Consider the following 21,220-nt stretch of genomic DNA (forward strand, 5'->3'; position numbering starts at 1 on the left):
CGGGCATTCGCGGTCCTCGGTAGTGGGTCCCGGGAGCGCCGTCCGGCGCCGCCCGGGGGCCTCGATCGAAGACCGGGTGCCACCGGCCACACCGGAGCCGATGCGCGCGGCCTCCCACAGAAAGGGAGGGCTCATGGAGAGCCAAGTCCAGTTCTCAGAGGCCGTCATCGACAACGGCCGCTTCGGCCAGCGCACCGTGCGCTTCGAGACCGGCCGCCTCGCCCAGCAGGCCGCCGGCTCCGCCCTCGTCCTGATCGACGAGGACACGTCCATGCTCTCGGCCACCACTGCCGGCCGGCACCCCCGCGAGGGCTTCGACTTCTTCCCGCTGACGGTCGACGTCGAGGAGCGCATGTACGCCGCGGGCCGCATCCCGGGCAGCTTCTTCCGCCGCGAGGGACGCCCCTCCACGGAGGCCATCCTCGCGTGCCGCCTCATGGACCGCCCGCTGCGCCCGGCGTTCGTCAAGGGCCTGCGCAACGAGGTCCAGGTCGTCGTCACGGTCCTGTCCATCAACCCGGACGACCTCTACGACGTCGTGGCGATCAACGCCTCCTCGATGTCCACGCAGCTGTCCGGCCTGCCGTTCTCCGGCCCCATCGGCGGCGTGCGCGTGGCCCTGGTCGACGACGGCAACGGCGCCCAGTGGGTCGCCTTCCCGAAGCACTCGCAGCTCCAGGACGCCGTCTTCTCGATGGTCGTCGCGGGCCGCGTCGTCGGCGACGACATCGCGATCATGATGGTCGAGGCCGAGGCCACGGACAACGCCTGGACGCTCATCAAGGAGCGCGGCGCCACCGCCCCGACCGAAGAGGTCGTGGCCGAGGGCCTCGAGGCCGCCAAGCCGTTCATCCGCGTGCTCTGCGAGGCGCAGTCGGACCTGGCCGGGCGCGCCGCCAAGCCGACCGTCGAGTTCCCGGTCTTCCGCGACTACCAGGACGACGTCTACGCGGCCGTCGAGGGCGAGGCCGCCGAGCGCCTGAAGGCGATCTTCTCGATCGCCGACAAGCAGGAGCGCGACGACACCTCGGACGACCTGCGCGACGAGGTCGTGGCGAAGCTCTCCGGCGAGGGCGCCCCGTTCGAGGGCCGCGCGGGCGAGGTCTCCAAGGCCGTGCAGGCCGTCACCAAGCAGGTCGTGCGCCAGCGCATCCTCACCGAGCAGGTCCGCATCGACGGCCGCGGGCTGACCGACATCCGCCGGCTCACCGCCGAGGTCGAGGTCCTGCCGCGCGTGCACGGCTCCGCCATCTTCGAGCGCGGCGAGACCCAGATCATGGGCGTCACCACGCTGAACATGCTCAAGATGGAGCAGCAGATCGACTCGCTGTCCCCGGTGACGCGCAAGCGCTACATGCACAACTACAACTTCCCGCCGTACTCCACCGGCGAGACCGGCCGCGTCGGCTCCCCGAAGCGCCGCGAGATCGGCCACGGCGCCCTCGCCGAGCGCGCCATGGTTCCGGTGCTGCCCAGCCGCGAGGAGTTCCCGTACGCGATCCGCCAGGTCTCCGAGGCCCTGGGCTCCAACGGCTCCACCTCGATGGGCTCCGTCTGCGCGTCCACGCTCTCGCTGCTGAACGCCGGCGTGCCGCTGCGCGCTCCGGTGGCCGGCATCGCCATGGGCCTGGTCTCGGACCAGGTCGACGGCGAGACCCGCTACGCGGCCCTGACCGACATCCTGGGCGCCGAGGACGCGTTCGGCGACATGGACTTCAAGGTCGCCGGCACGTCCGAGTTCGTCACCGCGATCCAGCTGGACACCAAGCTCGACGGCATCCCGGCCTCCGTGCTGGCCGCCGCGCTGAAGCAGGCCCGCGAGGCGCGCCTGCACATCCTGTCCGTGATCAACCAGGCCATCGACGGCCCGGACGAGATGAGCGAGTACGCCCCGCGGATCATCTCCCTGAAGATCCCGGTGGACAAGATCGGCGAGGTCATCGGCCCCAAGGGCAAGATGATCAACCAGATCCAGGAGGACACCGGCGCCGACATCTCCATCGAGGACGACGGCACCGTGCTCATCGGCGCGACGGACGGCGAGTCCGCGGACGCGGCCCGCGCCGCGATCAACGCCATCGCCAACCCGATGGTCCCCGAGGTGGGCGAGCGCTACCTAGGCACGGTCGTGAAGCTGACGACGTTCGGCGCTTTCGTGTCCCTCACCCCGGGCAAGGACGGCCTGCTGCACATCTCCGAGCTGCGCAAGCTCGCGGGCGGCAAGCGCGTGGACGACGTCGAGGACGTCGTCTCCGTGGGCCAGAAGCTCCAGGTCGAGATCACCAAGGTGGACGACCGCGGCAAGCTCTCCCTGGCCCCCGTCGTGGCCGAGGAGGAGCCCGCGGCCGCGGCCGCCGGCGAGTAGGCACCGCGTCCGGATGGCCAAGGTTTCCCTGCCCCTGGACGGGGCCGCGCCCTGGCGCGGCCCCGTCGCGGGTCCCCGCGCCGGCGGCGCGCACGCCCCGATCGAGGCGGGGGACCCGACCATCGTGCACGGGGAGGCCGGAGGGGCGCTGGTGCGCCGCTCCGTCCTCCCTGGAGGCGTCCGTGTCCTGACCGAGGCGATGCCGGGCCAGCGCTCGGCCACCATCGGGTTCTGGATCGGCGTCGGCTCCCGCGACGAGGCCGCCGGCGAGCACGGCTCGACGCACTTCCTGGAGCACCTCCTCTTCAAGGGCACCACGCGGCGCTCCGCACTGGAGATCGCCTCGGCCTTCGACGAGGTCGGCGGCGAGTCCAACGCCGCCACCGCCAAGGAGAACACCTGCTACTTCGCCCGGGTCCTCGACTCGGATCTGCCGCTGGCGATCGACGTCATCGCCGACATGGTGACCTCCGCGGTGCTCGACGCCCGCGAGCTCGAGCAGGAGCGGGGCGTCATCCTCGAGGAGCTCGCCATGGACGGCGACGACCCCGGCGACGTCGCCCACGAGAAGTTCACCGCGGCCGTCCTCGGCGAGCACGCCCTGGCCCGGCCCATCGGGGGCACGCCCGAGGCGATCAACGGGATCGGCCGCGAGCAGGTGCTGGCGCACTACCGGCGGTACTACCGGCCGGACGAGCTCGTCGTCACCGCCGCGGGGTCCCTCGACCACGACGAGGTCTGCCGCGGCGTGCTCGACGCCCTCGAGGCCGCCGGGTGGGACCTGGCCCCCGGGGCCGCGCCGACCCCGCGCCGCTCCACCGCCCCGGCGGAGATCCGCGGGCAGCACACGATCGACGTGATCCGGAGGCCCGTCGAGCAGGCGAACATCGTCGTCGGCTGCCCCGGGATCGTCGCCACGGACCCCCGGCGGCACACCATGAGCGTGCTCAACGCCGTGCTGGGCGGGGGGATGTCCTCACGCCTGTTCCAGGAGGTGCGGGAGAAGCGCGGGCTGGCCTACAACACGTACTCGTTCTCGGCCTCGTACTCGGACGCGGGCTACTTCGGCATGTACGCCGGGTGCTCCCCGGCCAAGACCGGCCAGGTGCTCGGACTGCTCGGCGACGAGCTGGACCGGCTCGCCGACGGCGGGATCACGGAGGCCGAGCTGCGCAAGGCGGTCGGCCAGCTGTCCGGCGGCATGGTGCTCGCCCTCGAGGACCCCGGGTCGCGCATGTCCCGCCTGGGCCGCGCCGAGCTGGTCATCGGCGAGTTCCACGACATCGACGAGTCCCTGGCCCGCATCCGGGCCGTGACGCGCGAGGACGTCCGTGCCCTGGCGGCCGAACTGGCCGGGCGCCCGCGCACCGCGACCGTGGTCGGGCCGTTCGACTCCCCGGAGGATTTCGCAAGGTAGGCGCCGGCTCCGGCGGGTCGTCGCGTCGCGCCCGGCCCCGGGGGTAGTCTTGCACTGCCTGTGGCACCGATCACTGCCGCAGGTGGATCGACCTACACCTCGAGAGGGAACCTCCAATGGATTGGACCGCCGTGGAAACGGTCCTGGGCGACATTTCAAGTGTCGTCTGGGGACCGTTCCTGCTCATTCCGCTGCTGCTCGGCACGGGCCTGTACCTGACCATCCGCCTTGGCGGCCTGCAGTTCCTGCGGCTCGGCCCGGCGCTTCGCCTCGGCATCCTCAAGCGCAAGGACGCCGGGAGCGAGGGCGACATCTCGCAGTTCCAGGCCCTGACGACGGCGCTGGCCGCGACGGTGGGCACCGGCAACATCGTCGGCGTGGCCACGGCCATCGGCATCGGCGGCCCCGGGGCGCTGTTCTGGATGTGGATCACCGCGCTGCTCGGCATGGCGTCGAAGTACTCCGAGGCGTACCTCGGCGTCCGCTTCCGCGGCACCGACGCCGCCGGCGAGAAGTCCGGCGGCCCCCAGTACTACCTCGAGCGCGGCATCCGCGGTCCCTTCGGCAAGTTCCTGGCCCTGTTCTTCGCGATCGCCGCCACGCTGGCGTCCTTCGGCATCGGCAACATGACCCAGGGCAACGCGATCGCCTCCAACGCCGAGAACAGCTTCGGCGTCCCCACCTGGGTGACCGGCCTCGTGCTGACCGTCCTGGCGCTCGTGGTCCTGGTCGGCGGAATCAAGTCCATCGGCCGCGTCACGGCCGGCCTCGTTCCGGTCATGATCGTCTTCTACGTCCTGGGCGCCCTCTACATCCTGCTGAGCAACATCGGCGGCGTCCCCGCCGCGCTCGGCCTCGTCTTCAGCGACGCGTTCACCGGGACGTCCGCCGTCGGCGGCTTCGCCGGCTCGGCCGTCATCATCGCCGTGCAGTACGGCGTGGCCCGCGGCCTGTTCTCCAACGAGTCCGGCCTGGGCTCGGCCGCGATCGCCGCGGCCGCCGCCCAGACCAGCCACCCCGTCCGCCAGGGCCTCGTGTCCATGACGCAGACGTTCATCGACACCATCATCGTCGTCACCTGCACGGGCCTGGTCATCATCACCACCGGGGTCTGGGACGACGTCGACGCCGCCACGGGCGAGCAGCTCTCCGCCGCCCTGATGACCGGCCAGGCGTTCGCCCACGGCCTGCCGGGCGACTGGGGGCACTGGATCGTCACCGTCGGCCTGATCATGTTCGCCTTCTCCACGATCCTCGGCTGGAGCTACTACGGCGAGCGCAACGTCGAGCGCCTCTTCGGCCGCCGGGCCGTCATGCCGTTCCGCGTGCTCTTCTCGCTGATCGTCTACATCGGCTGCACCGTCCAGCTGGGCGTGGTCTGGGCCTTCTCGGACGTCATGAACGGCCTGATGGCGCTGCCCAACCTGATCGGCCTGATCGTGCTGTCCGGGCTCATCGCCCGCGAGACGCGCCACTACCTCAAGCACGACCCCAAGCTCGAGGCCACCAGGGACGAGATCGAGGAGTTCATGCGGGACCGCCCGGACTGGGCGCAGTGGAAGGCCGGCGACGTCGTCGGCTCCAGCCACCGCTACCCCGTGGGCGACTCGGCCAGCCGCCAGTAGGCCGCACCCGCCCGCACGACGAAGGCGGCCGCCCCACGGGGGCGGCCGCCTTCGCGCTGTCGCCGCACGCCTGTCGCCGCAGTGCCGCCGGCGGGCCGCCCACGCCGGAACGCTGCGGCCGGGGCGGGGCCGGCCGCGCCTACCCGCCCGCGAAGGGCGGGAGCACGTCCACCGTGTCCGTGTCCGCCAGCGGGCGGTGCAGGTCGCGCTCGGCGATGGCGTTGACCAGGAAGCTCGAGCGGGACAGCACCGTGCGCAGCGGGGGAGCGGAACGCCGCACCGCGACGGCGGCCCCCGCCCCGCGGGGGCCGGTGCCGGTGCCCGGGCCGTCCCCGGCCCCGTCCGCGGCGCCGGCGGCGTCCCTGGCGCCCAGGTGCCCGACCAGTCCGGCCAGCGTCGGGTCCCCGGCCAGCGCGGCCAGCGGCACCGTCTCCTCGTCCGTGCCCACGGCCGCGGCGGCGGCCGCGAAGTACCTGATCCTCACCTATCCTCCGATCGCGCTCATGGAGCGGTCCGGCTGGACGAAGTCCTCGTCGCCCAGCCCCGTGTGGTCCATGCCGTGGGCCTTCGGCTTCGCCCACATCGCCGCCCGCCACCGCTGCGCGACCGCCGCGTCGGGGGCCCCGGAACGGAGCAGCTGCGACAGGTCGGTTTCCTCCCGCGAGAAGAGGCAGCTCATGACGCGGCCCTCCGCGGTGATGCGGGTGCGCCGGCAGTCTGCGCAGAACGGCTCGGTGACGGAGGCGATGATGCCGACCGTGCCGAGGACCTCGGACGGCGCGGAGCGGGCCGCGACGTGGAAGCGCTCCGCGGGCGCGCCGTCGCGGGCCCGGTCGTCGGGGGAGAGGACGAAGTCCCGGCCCAGGAGCGCGCGCGTGTCCGCGGCGGTGACCATGTTGGCGCGCTGCCAGCCGTGGTCGGCGTCCAGTGGCATCTGCTCGATGAACCGCAGCTCCAGGCCGCGGCGCAGCGCCCAGGCGAGCAGCCCCGGCGCCTCCTCCTCGTTGACGCCGCGCATCAGGACGGCGTTGACCTTGACCGGGCGCAGCCCGGCCTCGAGCGCGGCGTCGATGCCGGCCAGGACGGCGTCCAGGTGGCGGCGGCGGGTGATCCGCTCGAACGTGCCCGCGTGCAGCGTGTCCAGCGAGACGTTGATCCGCGTCAGGCCCGCGGCGGCGAGGGCGGCCGCCTTCGCCGCGAGACCCACCCCGTTCGTGGTCAGGGAGACCGGGAGGTCCGGGTGCTCGGCGCGGATCCCGGCGACGATCTCCGCCAGGTCCGCCCGCACGAGCGGCTCGCCGCCCGTGAGGCGCAGCTCGCGCACGCCGAGGTCCCGCACGCCGATGCGCACGAGCCGCAGGACCTCGTCGCGGCCGAGCAGCCGGTCCTTCGGCAGCCAGGCGAGCCCGTCCGCGGGCATGCAGTAGGTGCAGCGCAGGTTGCACTTGTCGATGAGGGAAATGCGCAGGTCCGTGGCGGTGCGGCCGAAGCGGTCCGGCAGGCCGGGCAGGTGCGCCGGGGCGGGCTCCGGCTCGGCCCCGCGCACGGCGGGCATGCCGAGTCCCACGGGCCCGCCGGCGGCGGGGTGCGCGGGGTGCGGTTCCATGCTGAAAGCCTAGTCCACGCCCCGGGGGCCGGTCCCTAGATCGCCGCACCTGCGGCGCCTATCCTGATTCCATGTCTCATTTGCGCCTTTCCGAGGCGGCGCGCTTCCTCGGGGTCTCGACGGACACCGCCCGCCGCATGGCCGAGGCGGGCCAGCTGCGCAGCGCGCGGGACGCGGCGGGGCGCCTCGTCGTCGACGGCACGGACGTCGCCCGGCACCTGCGCGAGCGCTCGGCCGGCCCCCGGGACCCCGCCGACGTGTCCAGCTCGGCGCGCAACCGGTTCGTCGGCCTCGTCACGAGCGTGCTCGCGGACCGGGTCATGGCGCAGGTCGAGCTGCAGTGCGGTCCGTTCCGCGTGGTCTCCTTGATGAGCACGGAGGCGGTGCGCGACCTGGGCCTCGAGCCGGGGCGCGTGGCCACGGCCGTCGTGAAGTCCACGAGCGTCGTCGTCGAGACGGAGGGCCGGCCGTGAACCCCGGGGCGCGCCGCCGCGCCGCAGGCGCGGCGCTGGCGGCCGCGGCCCTCGCCCTGGCCGGGTGCGTGCCGGCCGGCGGCGCGGAGGACGACGGCGGCGCCGGCTCCGGCGTGGTCGCCTTCTCCGCCGCGTCGTCCCTCACGGACGTGGCCGCGCAGTTGGCCGCCGCGTACGCGGACGGCCCGGGGGACGGGGTGCGCGTGCGCACGAACCTGGGCTCCTCGGCCACGCTGGTCCAGCAGGCGAACGCCGGGCCGGCCCCGGACGTGCTCGTGCCCGCGGACCCCGAGGCCGCGGCCGCGCTCGCGGACCCGGGGGCGTACGAGGACCTCGGCGACGCCGCCGTGAACCGGCTCGTCCTCGCCGTCCCCGCCGGGTCGCCGCTGCGCTCCCCGGCGCAGCTGGACCCGTCGGACACCGTGGCCGTCTGCGCCCCGGAGGTCCCGTGCGGGCGGTCAGCCCACGCCTGGCTGGAGGCGACGGGCACCGCCCTGGGCACCGCCAGCGCCGAGGACAACGTCCGGGCGGTCCTGGCGAAGGTCGCGGCGGGGCAGGTCGACGCCGGGTTCGTCTACGCGACGGACGCCGCCGCGGCCGGGGACGCCGTGCGGGCGCTCCCGCTGCCCGGGGCGGAACCCAACGCGTACCCGGTCCTCGTCGCCCGCGACGCCCCGCCGGCGGCCCGCAGATTCGCCCGCTGGCTCACCGGCCCCGAGGCCGGGCGGATCCTCGGGGACGCCGGGTTCGGGCGCCCGTGACGGGCCGCCGGAGCCACCCGCCGCGGCTGCGGCGGGCCACGACGCCGCGGTGGCTGTGGGGCCCCGCCGCCCTGGCGCTCGCCCTGCTGGCCGGCCCGCTGGTCGCCCTCGTGGCCGCCGCCGACTGGCCCGGGCTTCCGGGGGTCCTCGCCCGCCCCGAGGCCCGGGAGTCCCTGCGCCTGTCGCTGGCCACCTCCGCCGTCTCCACCGCCGCGTGCGTGGCCCTCGGGACCCCGCTGGCCGTGCTCGCCTCCCGCCTGCGCGGGGCCGCGCTGCAGGCCGTGCGCGGAGTGCTCGTGGTGCCGCTGGTGCTCTCCCCGGTCGTCTCCGGCCTGGCCCTGCTCTACTTCTGGGGCCGGCAGGGCGCCGCCGGGCGGCTGCTGGAGCAGGCGGGGCTCGCCGTGGGCTTCACCCCCGCCGCCGTCGTGCTGGTCCAGGTCTTCGTGTCGCTGCCGTTCTTCACCCTCGCCGCGCTGGGCAGCATCGAGGCCGTCGACGAGGACCTGGAGCTCTCCGCGGCCACCGCCGGGGCCGGCCCGTGGCAGGTCCTGCGGCACATCACGCTGCCGCTGGCCGCCCCCGGGCTGCTGGTCGGCACGCTGCTCGCGTTCGCCCGTTCGCTGGGGGAGTACGGGGCGACCATCACGTTCGCCGGATCCGTCGCCGGCGCCACCCGCACGCTGCCGCTGCAGATCGAGCTCTCCCTGAACTCGAACGACCCCGAGGCGGCCCTCGGCATCAGCCTGATGCTCATCGCCCTGTACCTGGGCGTGCTCGGGCTGGCCGGCGCCGGGGTGCGGGCCCTCGCGGGCCGGCGGGACTCCTAGGATGGTCTGCATGGAACCGGACTTCCGGCGCACCGCCGCCGAACACCGCGCCGCCCTGGGCGCGCTGCTGGCCGGGATCGCCTCGCGTCCCGGCACCGAGCGGCTCGAGCTGGCCGGGTGCGCCGGCCGCGTCCTGGCCTCGGACCTGGCGGCCCCGCGCCCGCTGCCCGGCTTCGACAACTCGCAGATGGACGGGTACGCCGTGCGCACCGCCGACCTGGACCCGGCGGGCGACGGCGGCCGCGGGGGAGGCGGCGGGCGGGCCGTGCTGGAGGTGGCCGCCCCGATCCCGGCCGGGCGCCCGGCGCCCGCCCTCGCCCCGGGGACGGCGGCCCCCATCATGACCGGGGCGATGCTCCCGGACGGGGCCGACGCCGTCGTGCCCGTCGAGGAGGCCGACCCGCCGGCCTTCCCGGACCCCGGGACGCCGGCCCGCGTCCGCCTGCCCGCCGGCGTGGCGCCCGGGAGGTTCATCCGCCGCGCCGGCAGCGACATCGCCGCGGGCGCGGTCGCCCTGCCCGCCGGCACCCGCCTGGCCGCCCGGCACCTGGGCCTCGCCGCGGCCCTCGGGATCCCCGCGCTGGAGGTGCGCCGCCGGCCCACGGCCGTCCTGCTCGCCACCGGGGACGAGGTCGCCCCGCCCGGCGCCGACCTGGCCCCCGGCCAGTTGCACGACGCCAACACCACGCTCCTCGCCGGCCTGCTCGCCGAGGCGGGCCTCGCCGTGCGCCCCGCCACGCCCAGCACCGACTCCGTCGCGGCGTTCACGCAGACCCTGGCCGCCGCCCTCGCCGACGGCCCGGCCGACCTCGTGGTCACCAGCGGGGGAATCAGCCAGGGCGCCTACGAGGTCGTGCGCCAGTCCCTGGCCGGGCACGGCGTGGCGTTCGGCTCCGTCGCGCTGCAGCCCGGCGGACCGCAGGGCGCCGGCACGCTGACGCTGCCCGGGGCGCCGCCCGTGCCCCTCGTCGCCTTCCCGGGCAACCCGGTCAGCGGGGCCGTCTCCTTCGAGCTCCTGCTGCGCCCCGTCCTGGCCGCGGAACTGGGGTTCGCCCCCCGGCCCACCGTCGCGGCCCGCCTCGCCGAGCCACTCGAGGGCTCCCCGAGCGGCAAGCTCCAGGCCCGGCGCGCCCACTACGCGGACGGCACGGTACGCCCCGTCGGAGGACCCTCCTCGCACCTGCTCCACGCGCTGGCGCGTGCCAACGCCCTTGTCCTCGTCCCCGAGGAGGCCACCTCCCTGGCCGCCGGGGACCACGCCACCACCCTGCTGATCGGAGACGCCCCGTGACCGAGAACCCCAAGCTCACCCACGTCCGCGCGGACGGGACCGCCCACATGGTCGACGTCTCGGACAAGGCCGAGACGACGCGCGAGGCGACCGCCCGCTCCGTGTTGGCCACGACGCCCGAGACGGTGCGCCTGCTCGCCGACGGGCAGCTGCCCAAGGGAGACGCCCTCGCCGTCGCCCGCGTCGCCGGGATCATGGCGGCCAAGCGCACGCCCGACCTGGTGCCCCTGTGCCACCCGCTGCCGCTGTCCAAGGTCGCCGTCGACCTCGTCCCCGACGCCGCGGCCGGCACCGTCGCCATCACGGCCACCGTGCGCACCCGCGGGGTCACGGGCGTCGAGATGGAGGCGCTCACGGCGGCCAGCGTCGCCGCCCTGGCGCTCTACGACATGGTCAAGGCCGTGGACAAGCACGCGGCCATCACGGACACGCGCGTCCTGGCCAAGTCCGGCGGCAAGAGCGGGGACTGGGCGGTGGACGCGTGAGCGGCTGCGAACCCGCGGCCGGCCCCCGGCGGGCCGCCATCCTCATCGCCTCCACCCGGGCCGCCGCCGGCGTGTACGAGGACCGGAGCGCGCCGGTCATCCGGGACTGGCTGGCCGAGCACGGCTTCGACGTCGCGGCGCCGGTCGTCGTGCCCGACGGCGACGCCGTCGGCGCGGCCCTGCGCGCGATCCTGGTCACCGCGCCGCGCGTCGTGCTGACCTCGGGGGGCACCGGGCTGGCGCCCGACGACGCGACGCCGGAACAGACCCGCCCCCTCCTGGAGCGGGAGGTCCCGGGCGTCATGGAGGCCGTGCGCGCCGCCGGCCTCTCCAAGACGCCGCACGCGGTCCTCTCCCGCGGGATCGCGGGCACGGCCGGGGCCACCTTCGTGGCCAACCTTCCCGGGTCCCCGCGCGGCGTCATGGACGCGCTGGCCGTGCTGGACCCGGTCATCGGACACATCTGCGAGCAACTGGAGGGCGGACATGGGCACTGAGGGCAAGGACTCCCCGGAGGCGGCGGCGGGCACCGTCGTGCACGCGGCCGTGGGCACGGACCCGATCGACGCGGCCACCGCGTGGGACGCCGTGGAGACCCCGGCCACCGGCGCCGTCGTCACGTTCGGTGGAGTGGTGCGCAACCACGACGGGGGCCGCGGCGTCGAGCGGCTGACCTACACCGCCCACCCGAGCGCGGGGGAGCGGATCCGCGAGATCGCCGCGGGGGTCGCCGAGCGGCACCCGGGCACCCGACTGTGGGCGGCGCACCGGATCGGCCCGCTCGCCATCGGCGACAGCGCGCTGGTCGCCGCCGCGGCGGCCGCCCACCGCGGGGAGGCCTTCGACGCGTGCCGCGATCTGGTCGAGTCCGTCAAGCACGGGATCCCGGTGTGGAAGGAACAGCACTTCGACGACGGCGGCACCGAGTGGGTCGGCATCGCCTGACGGCGATAGTCTGGGGCGCATGACCCACCCCATTTCCGTCGCCGTCCTCGGCGCCTCCGGACGCATGGGCTCGGAGGCCGTGCGCGCCGTCGAGGCCGCGCCCGACCTCGAGCTCGCCGCCGCCCTGCGCCGCACCGACCCCCTGCGGGCCGTCCTCGACTCCGGCGCCACCCACGTCGTCGACCTCACGGTCCCGGACAGCACCGAGGCCAGCGTCCGCTTCGCGGTGGAGCACGGGCTGCACGCCGTCGTCGGCACCACCGGCTGGACCGAGCAGCGGCGCGCCGCCCTATCCGATCTGCTGGCCGCACACCCGGGGACCGGCGTGCTGATCGCCCCGAACTTCGCCCTCGGCTCCGTGCTGGCCAGCGCGTTCGCCGCCCGCGCCGCCCGCTACTTCGAGTCCGTCGAGGTCATCGAGCTGCACCACCCGGACAAGGTCGACGCCCCCTCCGGCACGGCCGTGCGCACGGCCGAGCTCATCGCCGCCGAGCGGGCCGCCGCGGGCGTGCCGGCCAGCCCGGACGCCACCGAGAAGCAGCTCGACGGGGCGCGCGGCGCGGACGTCGACGGCGTGCGCGTGCACTCCGTCCGCCTGCGCGGCCTGGTCGCCCACCAGGAGGTCCTGCTCGGCGGGCCGGGGGAGCAGCTGACGCTGCGCCACGACTCGTTCGACCGGGCCTCGTTCATGCCCGGCGTGCTCCTCGGGCTGCGCACCGTCGCGTCGCGGCCGGGCCTGACCTACGGCCTCGACGGCTACCTCGACCTGGGCGCCTGAGGCGTGCGCACCAAGCTCTGGGTCGGGGCGATCCTCGCGCTGTTCCTGATCTACCTGCTCGCCTCGTTCAACAGCGCCCTGGCGTTCCTGTCCGCGCCCGAGCCCACGGCCAAGGCCATCGGGGCAGCGGCGCTGGTCCTGCCCGTGGTCGGCGTGTGGATCCTCGTGCGGGAGGTGCTGTTCGGCACCCGCACCGAGCGGATGGCGCGGATCCTGGACGACGAGGGGCTGCTGCCGGAGGACAACCTGCCGCGCACCCCGGGCGGACGCATCGAACGGGCGGCCGCGGACCGCGACTTCGAGCGCTACCGGGCCGAGGCCGAGGCCGAACCGGACAGCTGGCGCGCCCTGCACCGGCTGGCCCTGGCCTACGACGCCGCGGGGGACCGCCGGCGGGCCCGCGAGACCATGCGCTCCGCCGTCGCGCTGTTCCGCGCCTCTCCCGACGCGGCCGGCGGCCGGACCGCCTGATCGGCACGCGCCCGGGCGTCAGCGGCGCGGCGAGCCGCCGGCCGCGGCCACGGAGAACGCATGGACCGCGGCCTCCAGCGGGCCGCGCCGACCGGACCACTTGACGGCGATCCCGGCCAGCAGCGCGACGACCGCGAACCAGACGTAGACCGGGATCCGCGGATACGGGTCGAGGGACCCGCCCATCAGGTCGAAGGCGAACAGGTGGGCCGTGTACAGGGTCAGCGTCGCCGCCCCCGCGCCCGTGAGCGGCCACCACAGGGCCGTCGCGGCCCGACCCAGGCCGCCCGGCAGCGCGCCGACGGCCAGGAACAGCAGCTGGGCCACCCCGACGGCGCACGCGGCCGTCGCGGCCACGTGGAGCACGTCCAGGGGAGCCGTCGTGTGCGGCGCCGACACGGCCCACCACCACGGCGAGGCCTCGATCCCGTCGAGGCCCTGCCCGGCGGCCAGCAGGGCGGGCAGCGCCTCCACCGGCGCGTCCGCCGCGTCAGCGAGCGATTCCCTGGCCCCGGGCAGGGCCAACAGCGCGCCCGACGCCGCCTTCGCCGCGACGGCGATGGCCGCCCCGGCCAGCGCGGCCGAGCACGCCGTGCGCCAGCGCAGCAGGTCGCACCGCGCCAGGAACAGCCCCAGCAGCACGAAGCCCGACCACACGAGCACCGGGTAGAAGCCGGTGGCGAGCAGGTCCGCGGCCAGCGTGGCCGGCCGGGCCAGGTCCAGCAGCGTGGGGGAGCCGCCCGCATCGTCCGGGGAGACGGCGGCGCGCACCCCGGGCAGCAGCAGGGACAGCGCGGGCGGGCTCAGGAGGAGCCACCCGGCGGCCCACCATCCGAGCGCCCGCGCGCCCAGGCGCAGGAACGGCAGGACCACCAGGAACAGCAGCCCGTAGTGGGCGAGGATCACCGCGATGTGCGTGTTGAGCATCCCGCAGAACAGGCCCAGCGCGAACACGCACGCCGCCCGCGCGGCGATGCCGCGGCGCAGGCCCGCCAGCCGGGGCCGGCCCGCCGGACGCGGCCCGCCCGTCAACAGGCCCAGGCCCACGCCGGCCAGAGTCGCGAACAGGGCGGACGACTTGCCGGCGAACAAGACGGCCGCCCAGGTCGGCTCGAGCCCGTCGGGGCGCTCGGCGAGCAGGGGCACGATGTGCGTGGCCATCATCCCCAGCAGCGCGGCGCCGCGCGCCGCGTCGACGCCCGCGACCCGGCCGCGGCCGGTCCGGCCGGCGGAGGTCCCCGCGGCGCCGCGCCCCGCCGTCGTCCGTGCTCCCATGCGGTACAGCGTAGGCGCGCCGGGGCCGACCCGCGCCCGCGCGCGTGTAACGTTGGATCCATGCATTCGACCGCCCCCGCCTCCGCGCGCTCCGAGTACCGCTTCGGGACCCTCCTGACCGCCATGGTCACGCCGTTCACCGCCGACGGCGCCGTGGACTACGACGCCGCCTCGGCGCTGGCCGCGAAGCTCGTGGACGACGGCTGCGACGGGCTGGTCGTCACGGGAACGACGGGCGAGACCTCGACCCTGACCGACGACGAGAACGTGGGCATGTTCCGCGCCGTCGTGGAGGCCGTGGGCGACCGCGCGGCGGTCGTCGCCGGGTCCACCACGAACGACACGCGCCACTCGATCGAGCTGTCCCGGCGGGCGGCGGAGGCCGGCGTCGACGGGATCCTCGTCACGGCCCCGTACTACAACAAGCCGAGCCAGGCCGGCGTGCAGGCGCACGTCGAGGCGATCGCCGACTCCACGGACCTTCCCGTGATGCTCTACGACATCCCCGGCCGCGCCGGGATCAAGATCGAGACCGAGACGCTGATCCGGCTCGCCGACCACCCGAAGGTCATCGCCCTCAAGGACGCCAAGGCGGACTTCGACGCGACCACCCTGGTGCTGGCCAACACGGACCTGGATGTCTACTCGGGCGACGACGGGCTGACGCTGCCGCTCATGGCCGCCGGCGCCGTCGGCGTGGTCTCCGTGACCGCGCACGTCGCCACCGCCACGTACCGCCGCCTCGTCGACGCGATGCTCGCCGGCGACCTCAAGGCGGCCCGCGCGGCGCACTTCGAGCTGGACCCGATCCAGCGGGCCGTCATGGGGCACCTGCAGGGCGCCGTAACGGCCAAGACCATTCTCCACTGGCAGGGTGTCCTGCCCAACGCCTCCGTGCGCCTGCCGCTCGTGCAGCCGACGGAGGCCGAACTCGCCCCCATCCGCGCCGACCTCGCGGAGGCCGGATGGGACCTCTAGAAAGGTGACCACATGCCCGAGTCCCCCGTGGGGTACGCCGATTCCGCGCCGCTGAGCACGCCCCCCGCCCCGGCGGCGGGCACGCTGCGCATCGTCCCGCTGGGCGGCCTGGGGGAAGTCGGCCGGAACATGGCCGTCTTCGAACTCGACGGCAAGCTGCTCGTCGTGGACTGCGGCGTGCTGTTCCCCGAGGAGCATCAGCCGGGCGTCGACCTGATCCTGCCGGATTTCGGGTACCTCCGGGACCGGCTGGACGACGTCGTCGGCGTCGTGCTCACGCACGGCCACGAGGACCACATCGGCGCCGTCCCCTACCTGCTGCGGCTCAAGCCGGACCTGCCGCTGATCGGCTCCCGGCTCACCCTGGCCCTCGTCGAGGCGAAGCTGGCCGAACACCGGCTGGCGCCGCTCACGCTGACGGTGCGGGAGGGCCAGACGGAGCGGCTGGGCCCGTTCGAGTGCGAGTTCGTCGCCGTGAACCACTCCATCCCCGACGCGCTGGCCGTGTTCATCCGCACCGCGGCCGGGACCGTGCTGCACACGGGCGACTTCAAGATGGACCAGCTGCCCCTGGACGGCCGCGTCACCGACCTGCGCGCGTTCGCGCGGCTCGGCGAGGAGGGCGTGGACCTGTTCATGCCGGACTCCACGAACGCGGACGTCCCGGGCTTCACGACGGCGGAGAAGGAGATCGGGCCGGTCCTCGAGCGCCTGTTCGGCCGCGTCGAGAAGCGGATCATCGTCGCGTCGTTCTCCTCGCACGTGCACCGGGTCCAGCAGGTGCTCGACGCGGCCGCGGCCCACGGGCGCAAGGTCGCGTTCGTGGGTCGCTCCATGGTGCGCAACATGGCCATCGCGGCGCGGCTGGGCTACCTGGACGTGCCGGAGAACATCCTCGTGGACCTCAAGAACGTCGGGGACCTCCCGGACGAGCGCCTGGTCCTGATGTCCACCGGCTCGCAGGGGGAGCCGATGGCCGCGCTGTCCCGGATGGCGAACGGGGACCACCGCGTCCGGGTCGGCCCCGGCGACACCGTCATCCTCGCCTCGTCCCTGATCCCCGGGAACGAGAACGCCGTGTTCCGGGTCATCAACGGGCTGATGCGCCTCGGCGCCGAGGTCATCCACAAGGGCACCGCCAAGGTCCACGTCTCCGGGCACGCCTCCGCCGGCGAGCTGCTCTACTGCTACAACATCGTCCGCCCGCGCAACGTGATGCCCGTCCACGGGGAGCCGCGGCACCTCATCGCCAACGGGCGCCTGGCCGAGGCCACGGGCGTCGACCCCGGCCGCGTCCTGCTCGCCGAGAACGGCGCCGTCGTCGACCTCGCCGGGGGCGTCGCGCGGCAGGTGGGCCAGATCGACATCGGCTACGTCTACGTCGACGGCTCCAAGGTCGGCGCCATCACCGACGACGACCTCAAGGACCGCCGCACGCTCGGCGAGGAGGGCTTCGTGTCCGTCATCGCCGTCGTCAACCGGCAGAACGGCACCATCGTCTCCGGCCCCGACATCCACGCGCGCGGCGTCGCCGAGGACGACGCGGTTTTCGACGACATCAAGCCGAAGATCGCCGCCGCCCTGGAGGAGGCCGTGCGGAACAACCCCGCACACACGACCCACCAGCTGCAGCAGGTCATGCGCCGCGTCATCGGCTCCTGGGTGAGCCGCAAGCTGCGCCGCCGGCCCATGATCGTCCCCGTCGTGCTCGAGGCGTAGCCCCCGCCACAGGCGCGTAATCCCGGGGAAACCGGGGCCGGTCCGGTAGCGTGGCGGGTATGGCGACCCGTACCTCCCCCAGCCGTTCCAAGGGCTCCGGCCGGTCGACGGCGGGCGGCTCCGCCGGGCGCGGCAAGTCCTCCGGCCCGGCGAAGGGCCGGCCCCCCGCCCCGGAGGGGACCCTCCCGCTGCCGTTGCGCGCCGTCCACGGGCTCTGGATGGCCATCGCCCGGGTCGTGGGCGGCGCCTTCCGCCGCATCGGCACGGCCGCCCAGCCGGACTTCGCCGAGCGCCGCGACGGCACGGGCCTGTTCCTGACGATCATCGCCGGCGTCGTCGCGAGCGTCGAGTGGTGGGGCCTGCGCGGCGTCGGGTGGTACGGCACCGGCGTCCACGCGGTCGCCGGCGGGACGTTCGGGTTCATGGCCGTCGTGCTGCCGTTCGTGCTCCTCGTGGCCGCGTTCCGGCTCTTCCGCCGCCCCGAGGAGCACCGCGCCAACAACCGGATCGGGATCGGCCTCTCCGTCGGCACCGCCGCGGGGGCCGGGATCGCCCACCTCATCGAGGGCCTGCCCAGCCTGGCCGACCCGTTCGAGCGCCTGTGGGCGGGCGGCGGCATCGTCGGCTTCCTGATGGTCTCCCCGCTCTCCGGCGCGGTCACGCGCTGGGGGGCCTGGGCCCTCATGGTGCTGCTGCTCCTGCTGTCGCTGATGATCGTGACGGCCACGCCGTTCCGGCACATCCCGGCGCGCCTGCGCGCCGGCTACGAGCGGATCATGGGCCAGCCCCCCGCCGGCGCCGCGGCACCGTCCGGGGACGAGCACGACCAGAGCTACCTCTACGGCGAGGACCAGCAGGCCAAGAAGCCGCGGCGGCCCAAGGGCCGCAAGCGCTTCGGCGCCCGGGGGGAGGACGACGGCGGCGCCGCCGAGGAGCCGTCCACCGGGGACGCGGCCTACGACCAGGCCGTGATCCAGGACTCCGACGGCCGCCCCGCCGGCGGGTCCACCGGCGGTCCGGACACGGAGGAGACCCCCGCCGTGCCGCCAGGCGTCCGCCGGCCCACCGCCGCCGAGCGCCGCATGCAGCAGGTCAAGGAGGACGTCGGGCTGGGGTCCGCCGCCGAGCCGGAGACGGAGGCGATCGACGCGATCGATCCCGCCGCCCTGGCCGCCAGCGTGCCCGCGAACCCGGTCGCGCAGCCGCCGGCCCCCACGACGCCCATCCCGCAGCGGACCGAGCAGCTCCAGCTGGCCGGCGACGTCGCCTACACGCTGCCCCCGAACGAGTACCTGCCCGCCGGCCCCCCGGCCAAGGAGCGTTCGGAGGCCAACGACGCCGTCGTCGAGGCGCTCACCCAGACGCTGCAGCAGTTCAAGGTCGACGCCCAGGTCACCGGCTTCAGCCGCGGCCCGACCGTCACCCGGTACGAGATCGAACTGGCCCCGGGGACCAAGGTCGAGAAGGTCACGGCCCTGAGCAAGAACATCTCCTACGCGGTCGCGTCCTCGGACGTGCGCATCCTCTCGCCGATCCCCGGCAAGAGCGCCATCGGCATCGAGATCCCCAATGCGGACAAGGAGGTCGTCGCGCTCGGCGACGTCCTGCGCTCCAACGCCGCCCGCAAGACCGACCACCCGATGGTCATGGGCGTGGGCAAGGACGTCGAGGGCGGCTTCGTCGTCGCCAACCTGGCCAAGATGCCCCACATGCTCGTCGCGGGCGCCACCGGCGCGGGCAAGTCCTCGTTCGTGAACTCGATGATCACGTCGATCCTCATGCGCTCGACCCCGGACGAGGTCCGCATGGTGATGGTCGACCCCAAGCGCGTGGAGCTCACCGCCTACGAGGGCGTCCCGCACCTGATCACCCCGATCATCACCAACCCCAAGAAGGCCGCCGAGGCGCTGCAGTGGGTGGTCCGCGAAATGGACACCCGCTACGACGACCTGGCCAACTACGGGTACAAGCACATCGACGACTTCAACAAGGCCGTGCGCAACGGCAAGGTGGTCCCGCCGGCCGGCTCGCAGCGCGTCCTCAAGCCCTACCCGTACCTGCTGGTGATCGTGGACGAGCTGGCCGACCTGATGATGGTCGCCCCCCGGGACGTCGAGGACTCGATCGTGCGCATCACCCAGCTGGCCCGCGCGGCCGGCATCCACCTGGTGCTCGCCACGCAGCGCCCGTCGGTCGACGTCGTCACGGGCCTGATCAAGGCCAACGTGCCCTCCCGCATGGCGTTCGCGACCAGCTCCGTCACGGATTCCCGGGTCGTGCTCGACCAGCCCGGCGCCGAGAAGCTCCTCGGCCAGGGCGACGCGCTGTTCCTGCCGATGGGGGCGTCGAAGCCGATGCGCGTCCAGGGCGCCTGGGTGACGGAGTCGGAGATCCACAAGGTCGTCGACCACGTGAAGACCCAGCTGCAGGCGGTCTACCGCGAGGACGTCGCCGTCGAGGCCCCCAAGAAGGAGATCGACGACGACATCGGGGACGACCTCGAGCTGCTGCTGCAGGCGACCGAGCTTGTGGTCACCACCCAGTTCGGCTCCACGTCGATGCTCCAGCGCAAGCTCCGTGTCGGCTTCGCGAAGGCGGGCCGGCTCATGGACCTGCTCGAATCGCGGGGCGTCGTCGGCGCGTCCGAGGGCTCCAAGGCGCGCGACGTGCTCGTGAAGCCGGACGACCTGCCCGCGGTCCTGGCGGCGATGCGGGGGGACAGCGCGCCGGCCGCGCCGTCGGACGTCGCCCCGGACGAGGCCGCCCTCGTCGACAATGCCAACGCGAACCACTACGGCACGGACCTCGTTGCGGAGGACCTCGACGGCCGGGCGCAGGCCGTCGACTACCACGACGGGGACGACGGCTCGGACGAGTCCGAGGACGCCTGGAACCTCACCGGGAGGTAGCCTGAACCCGTGACTTCCCCCGAGGAGGGCCGGAGGGATCCGGTTCCGACGCTCAATATCGCCAACGTCCTGACCACGGTGCGGATCGCGCTGGTCCCGTTCTTCGTGTGGTTCCTGCTCGCCGACGACGGACGGCAGGGAGCGCTGCGGTGGGCGGCCCTCGGCGTGTTCGCCCTGGCGATGTACACGGACAAGCTCGACGGCGACCTGGCCCGCAGCCGGGGACTGATCACGGACTTCGGCAAGATCGCCGACCCGCTCGCCGACAAGCTGCTCACCGGCGCCGCGTGGGTCCTGCTCTCCGTGCTGGGGGAGCTGCCGTGGTGGATCACGGTGGCGATCTTGGTGCGCGAGTGGGGCATCACCGTGCTGCGCTTCGCCGTGATCCGCTACGGGGTGATGCCGGCCTCCAAGGGCGGCAAACTCAAGACCGTCACCCAGACGCTGGCGATCGCCCTCTACCTGCTGCCCGTGACGCACCTGGTCCCGTGGCTGGGGGTCGTGGCCTTCGTCGTGGTGCTCGTGGCCCTGGCGATCACGCTGGTCACCGGACTGGACTACGTGGTGCAGGCCATCCGACTCCGCGCGGCCGCGCGCCCCGGCCCCGGGGAGACCGGGTGAGCGACGGCGGGGCCGGCGCCCTGGCCCCCGCCGCGGTGGCCGCCCTGCTCCGCGCCGGGGCGACCGTGGCCACCGCCGAGTCGCTCACGGCCGGGCTGGTCGCGGCGGCCCTGGCCGACGTGCCGGGGGCCTCGGCCGTGTTGCGCGGGGGCGTGGTCGCCTACCACGGCGGGGTCAAGGAGGGACTCCTCGGCGTGGATCCGGACCTCTTGGGGCGGGTGGGGTCCGTGGACGCCGACGTCGCCCGCCACATGGCACGCGGCGCGCGCCGCGCGTGCGGCGCCGACCTCGGGATCTCGACCACGGGCGTCGCCGGTCCCGAGCCGCACGACGGCAAGGACGTCGGCACCGTGTTCGTCGGCTACGCGACCGCGGACGACGACGGGGCCGTGGAGCTGGCGCTCACCGGCGACCGCCCCGCGATCCGGGCCCAGGCCCGCGACGCGGCCCTGAGGATGGCGGCCGAGTGGGCCGCCGCGGCGGGCCGGCGCGACGCCTGACGCAACGTTTCCCACACATTCACGGAACACTGGCCCGCCCGCCAGAGCAGTGGTTAGTGTTGTCGCACGGGAACAAACCGGGCCCCCCAACGGTTCTTAACCACACGGACCGCGAGGGACGCGGACCGACGAGCCGAACGTCAACCAGGCGCCAGGACCGAAGGAGTAAGGCAA

20 protein-coding genes are annotated in these 21,220 nt (G+C 74.4%); 17 read left to right on the forward strand and 3 right to left on the reverse strand.

Translation table 11 applies throughout. From position 1 onward, the window contains the following. The first annotated feature begins 133 nt into the window (after window positions 1-133). The 3 genes from AC1Q5D_RS08670 to AC1Q5D_RS08680 all read left to right on the forward strand — a co-directional run bounded on the left by AC1Q5D_RS08670 (window position 134) and on the right by AC1Q5D_RS08680 (window position 5,407). Window positions 134-2,365 (forward strand): polyribonucleotide nucleotidyltransferase, encoded by a 2,232-nt coding sequence (locus tag AC1Q5D_RS08670; protein WP_481738184.1) that lies wholly within the window; start codon window positions 134-136, stop codon window positions 2,363-2,365. Between the two features lie 13 nt (window positions 2,366-2,378). After that, window positions 2,379-3,782, forward strand: a complete 1,404-nt coding sequence (locus AC1Q5D_RS08675; RefSeq protein WP_481738185.1) for a M16 family metallopeptidase — start codon at window positions 2,379-2,381, stop codon at window positions 3,780-3,782. A gap of 116 nt (window positions 3,783-3,898) precedes the next feature. Beyond that, window positions 3,899-5,407: an alanine/glycine:cation symporter family protein gene (locus AC1Q5D_RS08680; protein ID WP_481738186.1), complete on the forward strand. Its 1,509-nt coding sequence runs from the start codon at window positions 3,899-3,901 to the stop codon at window positions 5,405-5,407. Window positions 5,408-5,546: 139 nt separating this feature from the next. Here AC1Q5D_RS08680 and AC1Q5D_RS08685 read toward each other — a convergent pair whose 3' ends face one another. Together AC1Q5D_RS08685 and moaA are read right to left on the reverse strand one after the other, a co-directional pair. After that, the gene (locus tag AC1Q5D_RS08685; protein WP_481738187.1) at window positions 5,547-5,891 is read right to left on the reverse strand and encodes a MoaD/ThiS family protein; all 345 of its coding nucleotides are present in this window, start codon (window positions 5,889-5,891) and stop codon (window positions 5,547-5,549) included. Continuing rightward, window positions 5,892-6,962: a GTP 3',8-cyclase MoaA gene (gene moaA / locus AC1Q5D_RS08690; RefSeq protein WP_481738228.1), complete on the reverse strand. Its 1,071-nt coding sequence runs from the start codon at window positions 6,960-6,962 to the stop codon at window positions 5,892-5,894. It abuts the gene before it with no gap. A gap of 122 nt (window positions 6,963-7,084) precedes the next feature. Between moaA and AC1Q5D_RS08695 the strand changes: the two genes are divergently transcribed. From AC1Q5D_RS08695 to AC1Q5D_RS08735, 9 genes are read left to right on the forward strand one after another with little or no spacing between them, the layout of a single operon-like run. After that, complete coding sequence (locus AC1Q5D_RS08695; protein WP_481738188.1) at window positions 7,085-7,486, forward strand: TOBE domain-containing protein; 402 nt, start codon at window positions 7,085-7,087, stop codon at window positions 7,484-7,486. Continuing rightward, entirely contained in the window at window positions 7,483-8,247 is a 765-nt protein-coding gene (modA, locus tag AC1Q5D_RS08700; RefSeq protein ID WP_481738189.1) for a molybdate ABC transporter substrate-binding protein, read from the forward strand. Before AC1Q5D_RS08695 ends, modA begins: the two co-directional genes overlap by 4 nt. Next, complete coding sequence (locus AC1Q5D_RS08705; RefSeq protein WP_481738190.1) at window positions 8,244-9,074, forward strand: molybdate ABC transporter permease subunit; 831 nt, start codon at window positions 8,244-8,246, stop codon at window positions 9,072-9,074. The genes modA and AC1Q5D_RS08705 overlap by 4 nt, the downstream gene beginning before the upstream one ends. Before the next feature lie 10 nt (window positions 9,075-9,084). Next, on the forward strand, window positions 9,085-10,365 hold the full coding sequence (locus AC1Q5D_RS08710; protein WP_481738191.1) for a molybdopterin molybdotransferase MoeA: 1,281 nt from the start codon (window positions 9,085-9,087) through the stop codon (window positions 10,363-10,365). A 47-nt stretch (window positions 10,366-10,412) separates the two neighbouring features. After that, the gene (moaC, locus tag AC1Q5D_RS08715; protein WP_481738229.1) at window positions 10,413-10,850 is read left to right on the forward strand and encodes a cyclic pyranopterin monophosphate synthase MoaC; all 438 of its coding nucleotides are present in this window, start codon (window positions 10,413-10,415) and stop codon (window positions 10,848-10,850) included. Continuing rightward, window positions 10,847-11,347, forward strand: coding sequence for a MogA/MoaB family molybdenum cofactor biosynthesis protein (locus tag AC1Q5D_RS08720; protein WP_481738192.1), 501 nt, complete (start codon window positions 10,847-10,849; stop codon window positions 11,345-11,347). The genes moaC and AC1Q5D_RS08720 overlap by 4 nt, the downstream gene beginning before the upstream one ends. Beyond that, complete coding sequence (locus AC1Q5D_RS08725; RefSeq protein WP_481738193.1) at window positions 11,337-11,795, forward strand: molybdenum cofactor biosynthesis protein MoaE; 459 nt, start codon at window positions 11,337-11,339, stop codon at window positions 11,793-11,795. Before AC1Q5D_RS08720 ends, AC1Q5D_RS08725 begins: the two co-directional genes overlap by 11 nt. 19 nt (window positions 11,796-11,814) lie before the next feature. Continuing rightward, a complete protein-coding gene (dapB, locus tag AC1Q5D_RS08730) occupies window positions 11,815-12,573 on the forward strand; it encodes a 4-hydroxy-tetrahydrodipicolinate reductase (protein WP_481738194.1) in 759 nt (252 codons plus the stop codon). A gap of 3 nt (window positions 12,574-12,576) precedes the next feature. Continuing rightward, window positions 12,577-13,044: a hypothetical protein gene (locus AC1Q5D_RS08735; RefSeq protein ID WP_481738195.1), complete on the forward strand. Its 468-nt coding sequence runs from the start codon at window positions 12,577-12,579 to the stop codon at window positions 13,042-13,044. Window positions 13,045-13,062: 18 nt separating this feature from the next. Here the strand turns inward: AC1Q5D_RS08735 and AC1Q5D_RS08740 are convergent, their stop codons facing one another. After that, window positions 13,063-14,319 (reverse strand): heparan-alpha-glucosaminide N-acetyltransferase domain-containing protein, encoded by a 1,257-nt coding sequence (locus tag AC1Q5D_RS08740; RefSeq protein ID WP_481738196.1) that lies wholly within the window; start codon window positions 14,317-14,319, stop codon window positions 13,063-13,065. A 60-nt stretch (window positions 14,320-14,379) separates the two neighbouring features. Between AC1Q5D_RS08740 and dapA the strand changes: the two genes are divergently transcribed. The 5 genes from dapA to AC1Q5D_RS08765 are packed head-to-tail and all read left to right on the forward strand — an operon-like array spanning window position 14,380 to window position 21,046. Then, window positions 14,380-15,297, forward strand: a complete 918-nt coding sequence (gene dapA, locus AC1Q5D_RS08745; protein ID WP_481738197.1) for a 4-hydroxy-tetrahydrodipicolinate synthase — start codon at window positions 14,380-14,382, stop codon at window positions 15,295-15,297. A 12-nt stretch (window positions 15,298-15,309) separates the two neighbouring features. Next, complete coding sequence (locus AC1Q5D_RS08750; RefSeq protein WP_481738198.1) at window positions 15,310-17,016, forward strand: ribonuclease J; 1,707 nt, start codon at window positions 15,310-15,312, stop codon at window positions 17,014-17,016. Between the two features lie 59 nt (window positions 17,017-17,075). After that, complete coding sequence (locus AC1Q5D_RS08755) at window positions 17,076-19,925, forward strand: DNA translocase FtsK 4TM domain-containing protein (protein ID WP_481738199.1); 2,850 nt, start codon at window positions 17,076-17,078, stop codon at window positions 19,923-19,925. A gap of 9 nt (window positions 19,926-19,934) precedes the next feature. Then, on the forward strand, window positions 19,935-20,546 hold the full coding sequence (gene pgsA, locus AC1Q5D_RS08760) for a CDP-diacylglycerol--glycerol-3-phosphate 3-phosphatidyltransferase (protein WP_481738200.1): 612 nt from the start codon (window positions 19,935-19,937) through the stop codon (window positions 20,544-20,546). Continuing rightward, window positions 20,543-21,046 carry a CinA family protein gene (locus tag AC1Q5D_RS08765; protein WP_481738201.1) on the forward strand — a complete coding sequence of 168 codons (504 nt, stop codon included), beginning with the start codon at window positions 20,543-20,545 and terminating at the stop codon, window positions 21,044-21,046. The genes pgsA and AC1Q5D_RS08765 overlap by 4 nt, the downstream gene beginning before the upstream one ends. Window positions 21,047-21,220: the final 174 nt, after the last annotated feature.

Source organism: Arthrobacter paludis (genome assembly GCF_056782315.1).

Coding starts and splice junctions, on each gene's coding strand:
- AC1Q5D_RS08670 (WP_481738184.1), top strand. CDS start 134: ATGGAGAGCCAAGTCCAGTTCTCAGAGGCCGTCATCGACAACGGCCGC.
- AC1Q5D_RS08675 (WP_481738185.1), top strand. CDS start 2,379: ATGGCCAAGGTTTCCCTGCCCCTGGACGGGGCCGCGCCCTGGCGCGGC.
- AC1Q5D_RS08680 (WP_481738186.1), top strand. CDS start 3,899: ATGGATTGGACCGCCGTGGAAACGGTCCTGGGCGACATTTCAAGTGTC.
- moaA (WP_481738228.1), bottom strand. CDS start 6,962: ATGCCCGCCGTGCGCGGGGCCGAGCCGGAGCCCGCCCCGGCGCACCTG.
- AC1Q5D_RS08695 (WP_481738188.1), top strand. CDS start 7,085: ATGTCTCATTTGCGCCTTTCCGAGGCGGCGCGCTTCCTCGGGGTCTCG.
- AC1Q5D_RS08710 (WP_481738191.1), top strand. CDS start 9,085: ATGGAACCGGACTTCCGGCGCACCGCCGCCGAACACCGCGCCGCCCTG.
- moaC (WP_481738229.1), top strand. CDS start 10,413: ATGGTCGACGTCTCGGACAAGGCCGAGACGACGCGCGAGGCGACCGCC.
- AC1Q5D_RS08725 (WP_481738193.1), top strand. CDS start 11,337: ATGGGCACTGAGGGCAAGGACTCCCCGGAGGCGGCGGCGGGCACCGTC.
- dapB (WP_481738194.1), top strand. CDS start 11,815: ATGACCCACCCCATTTCCGTCGCCGTCCTCGGCGCCTCCGGACGCATG.
- AC1Q5D_RS08740 (WP_481738196.1), bottom strand. CDS start 14,319: ATGGGAGCACGGACGACGGCGGGGCGCGGCGCCGCGGGGACCTCCGCC.
- dapA (WP_481738197.1), top strand. CDS start 14,380: ATGCATTCGACCGCCCCCGCCTCCGCGCGCTCCGAGTACCGCTTCGGG.
- AC1Q5D_RS08750 (WP_481738198.1), top strand. CDS start 15,310: ATGCCCGAGTCCCCCGTGGGGTACGCCGATTCCGCGCCGCTGAGCACG.
- AC1Q5D_RS08755 (WP_481738199.1), top strand. CDS start 17,076: ATGGCGACCCGTACCTCCCCCAGCCGTTCCAAGGGCTCCGGCCGGTCG.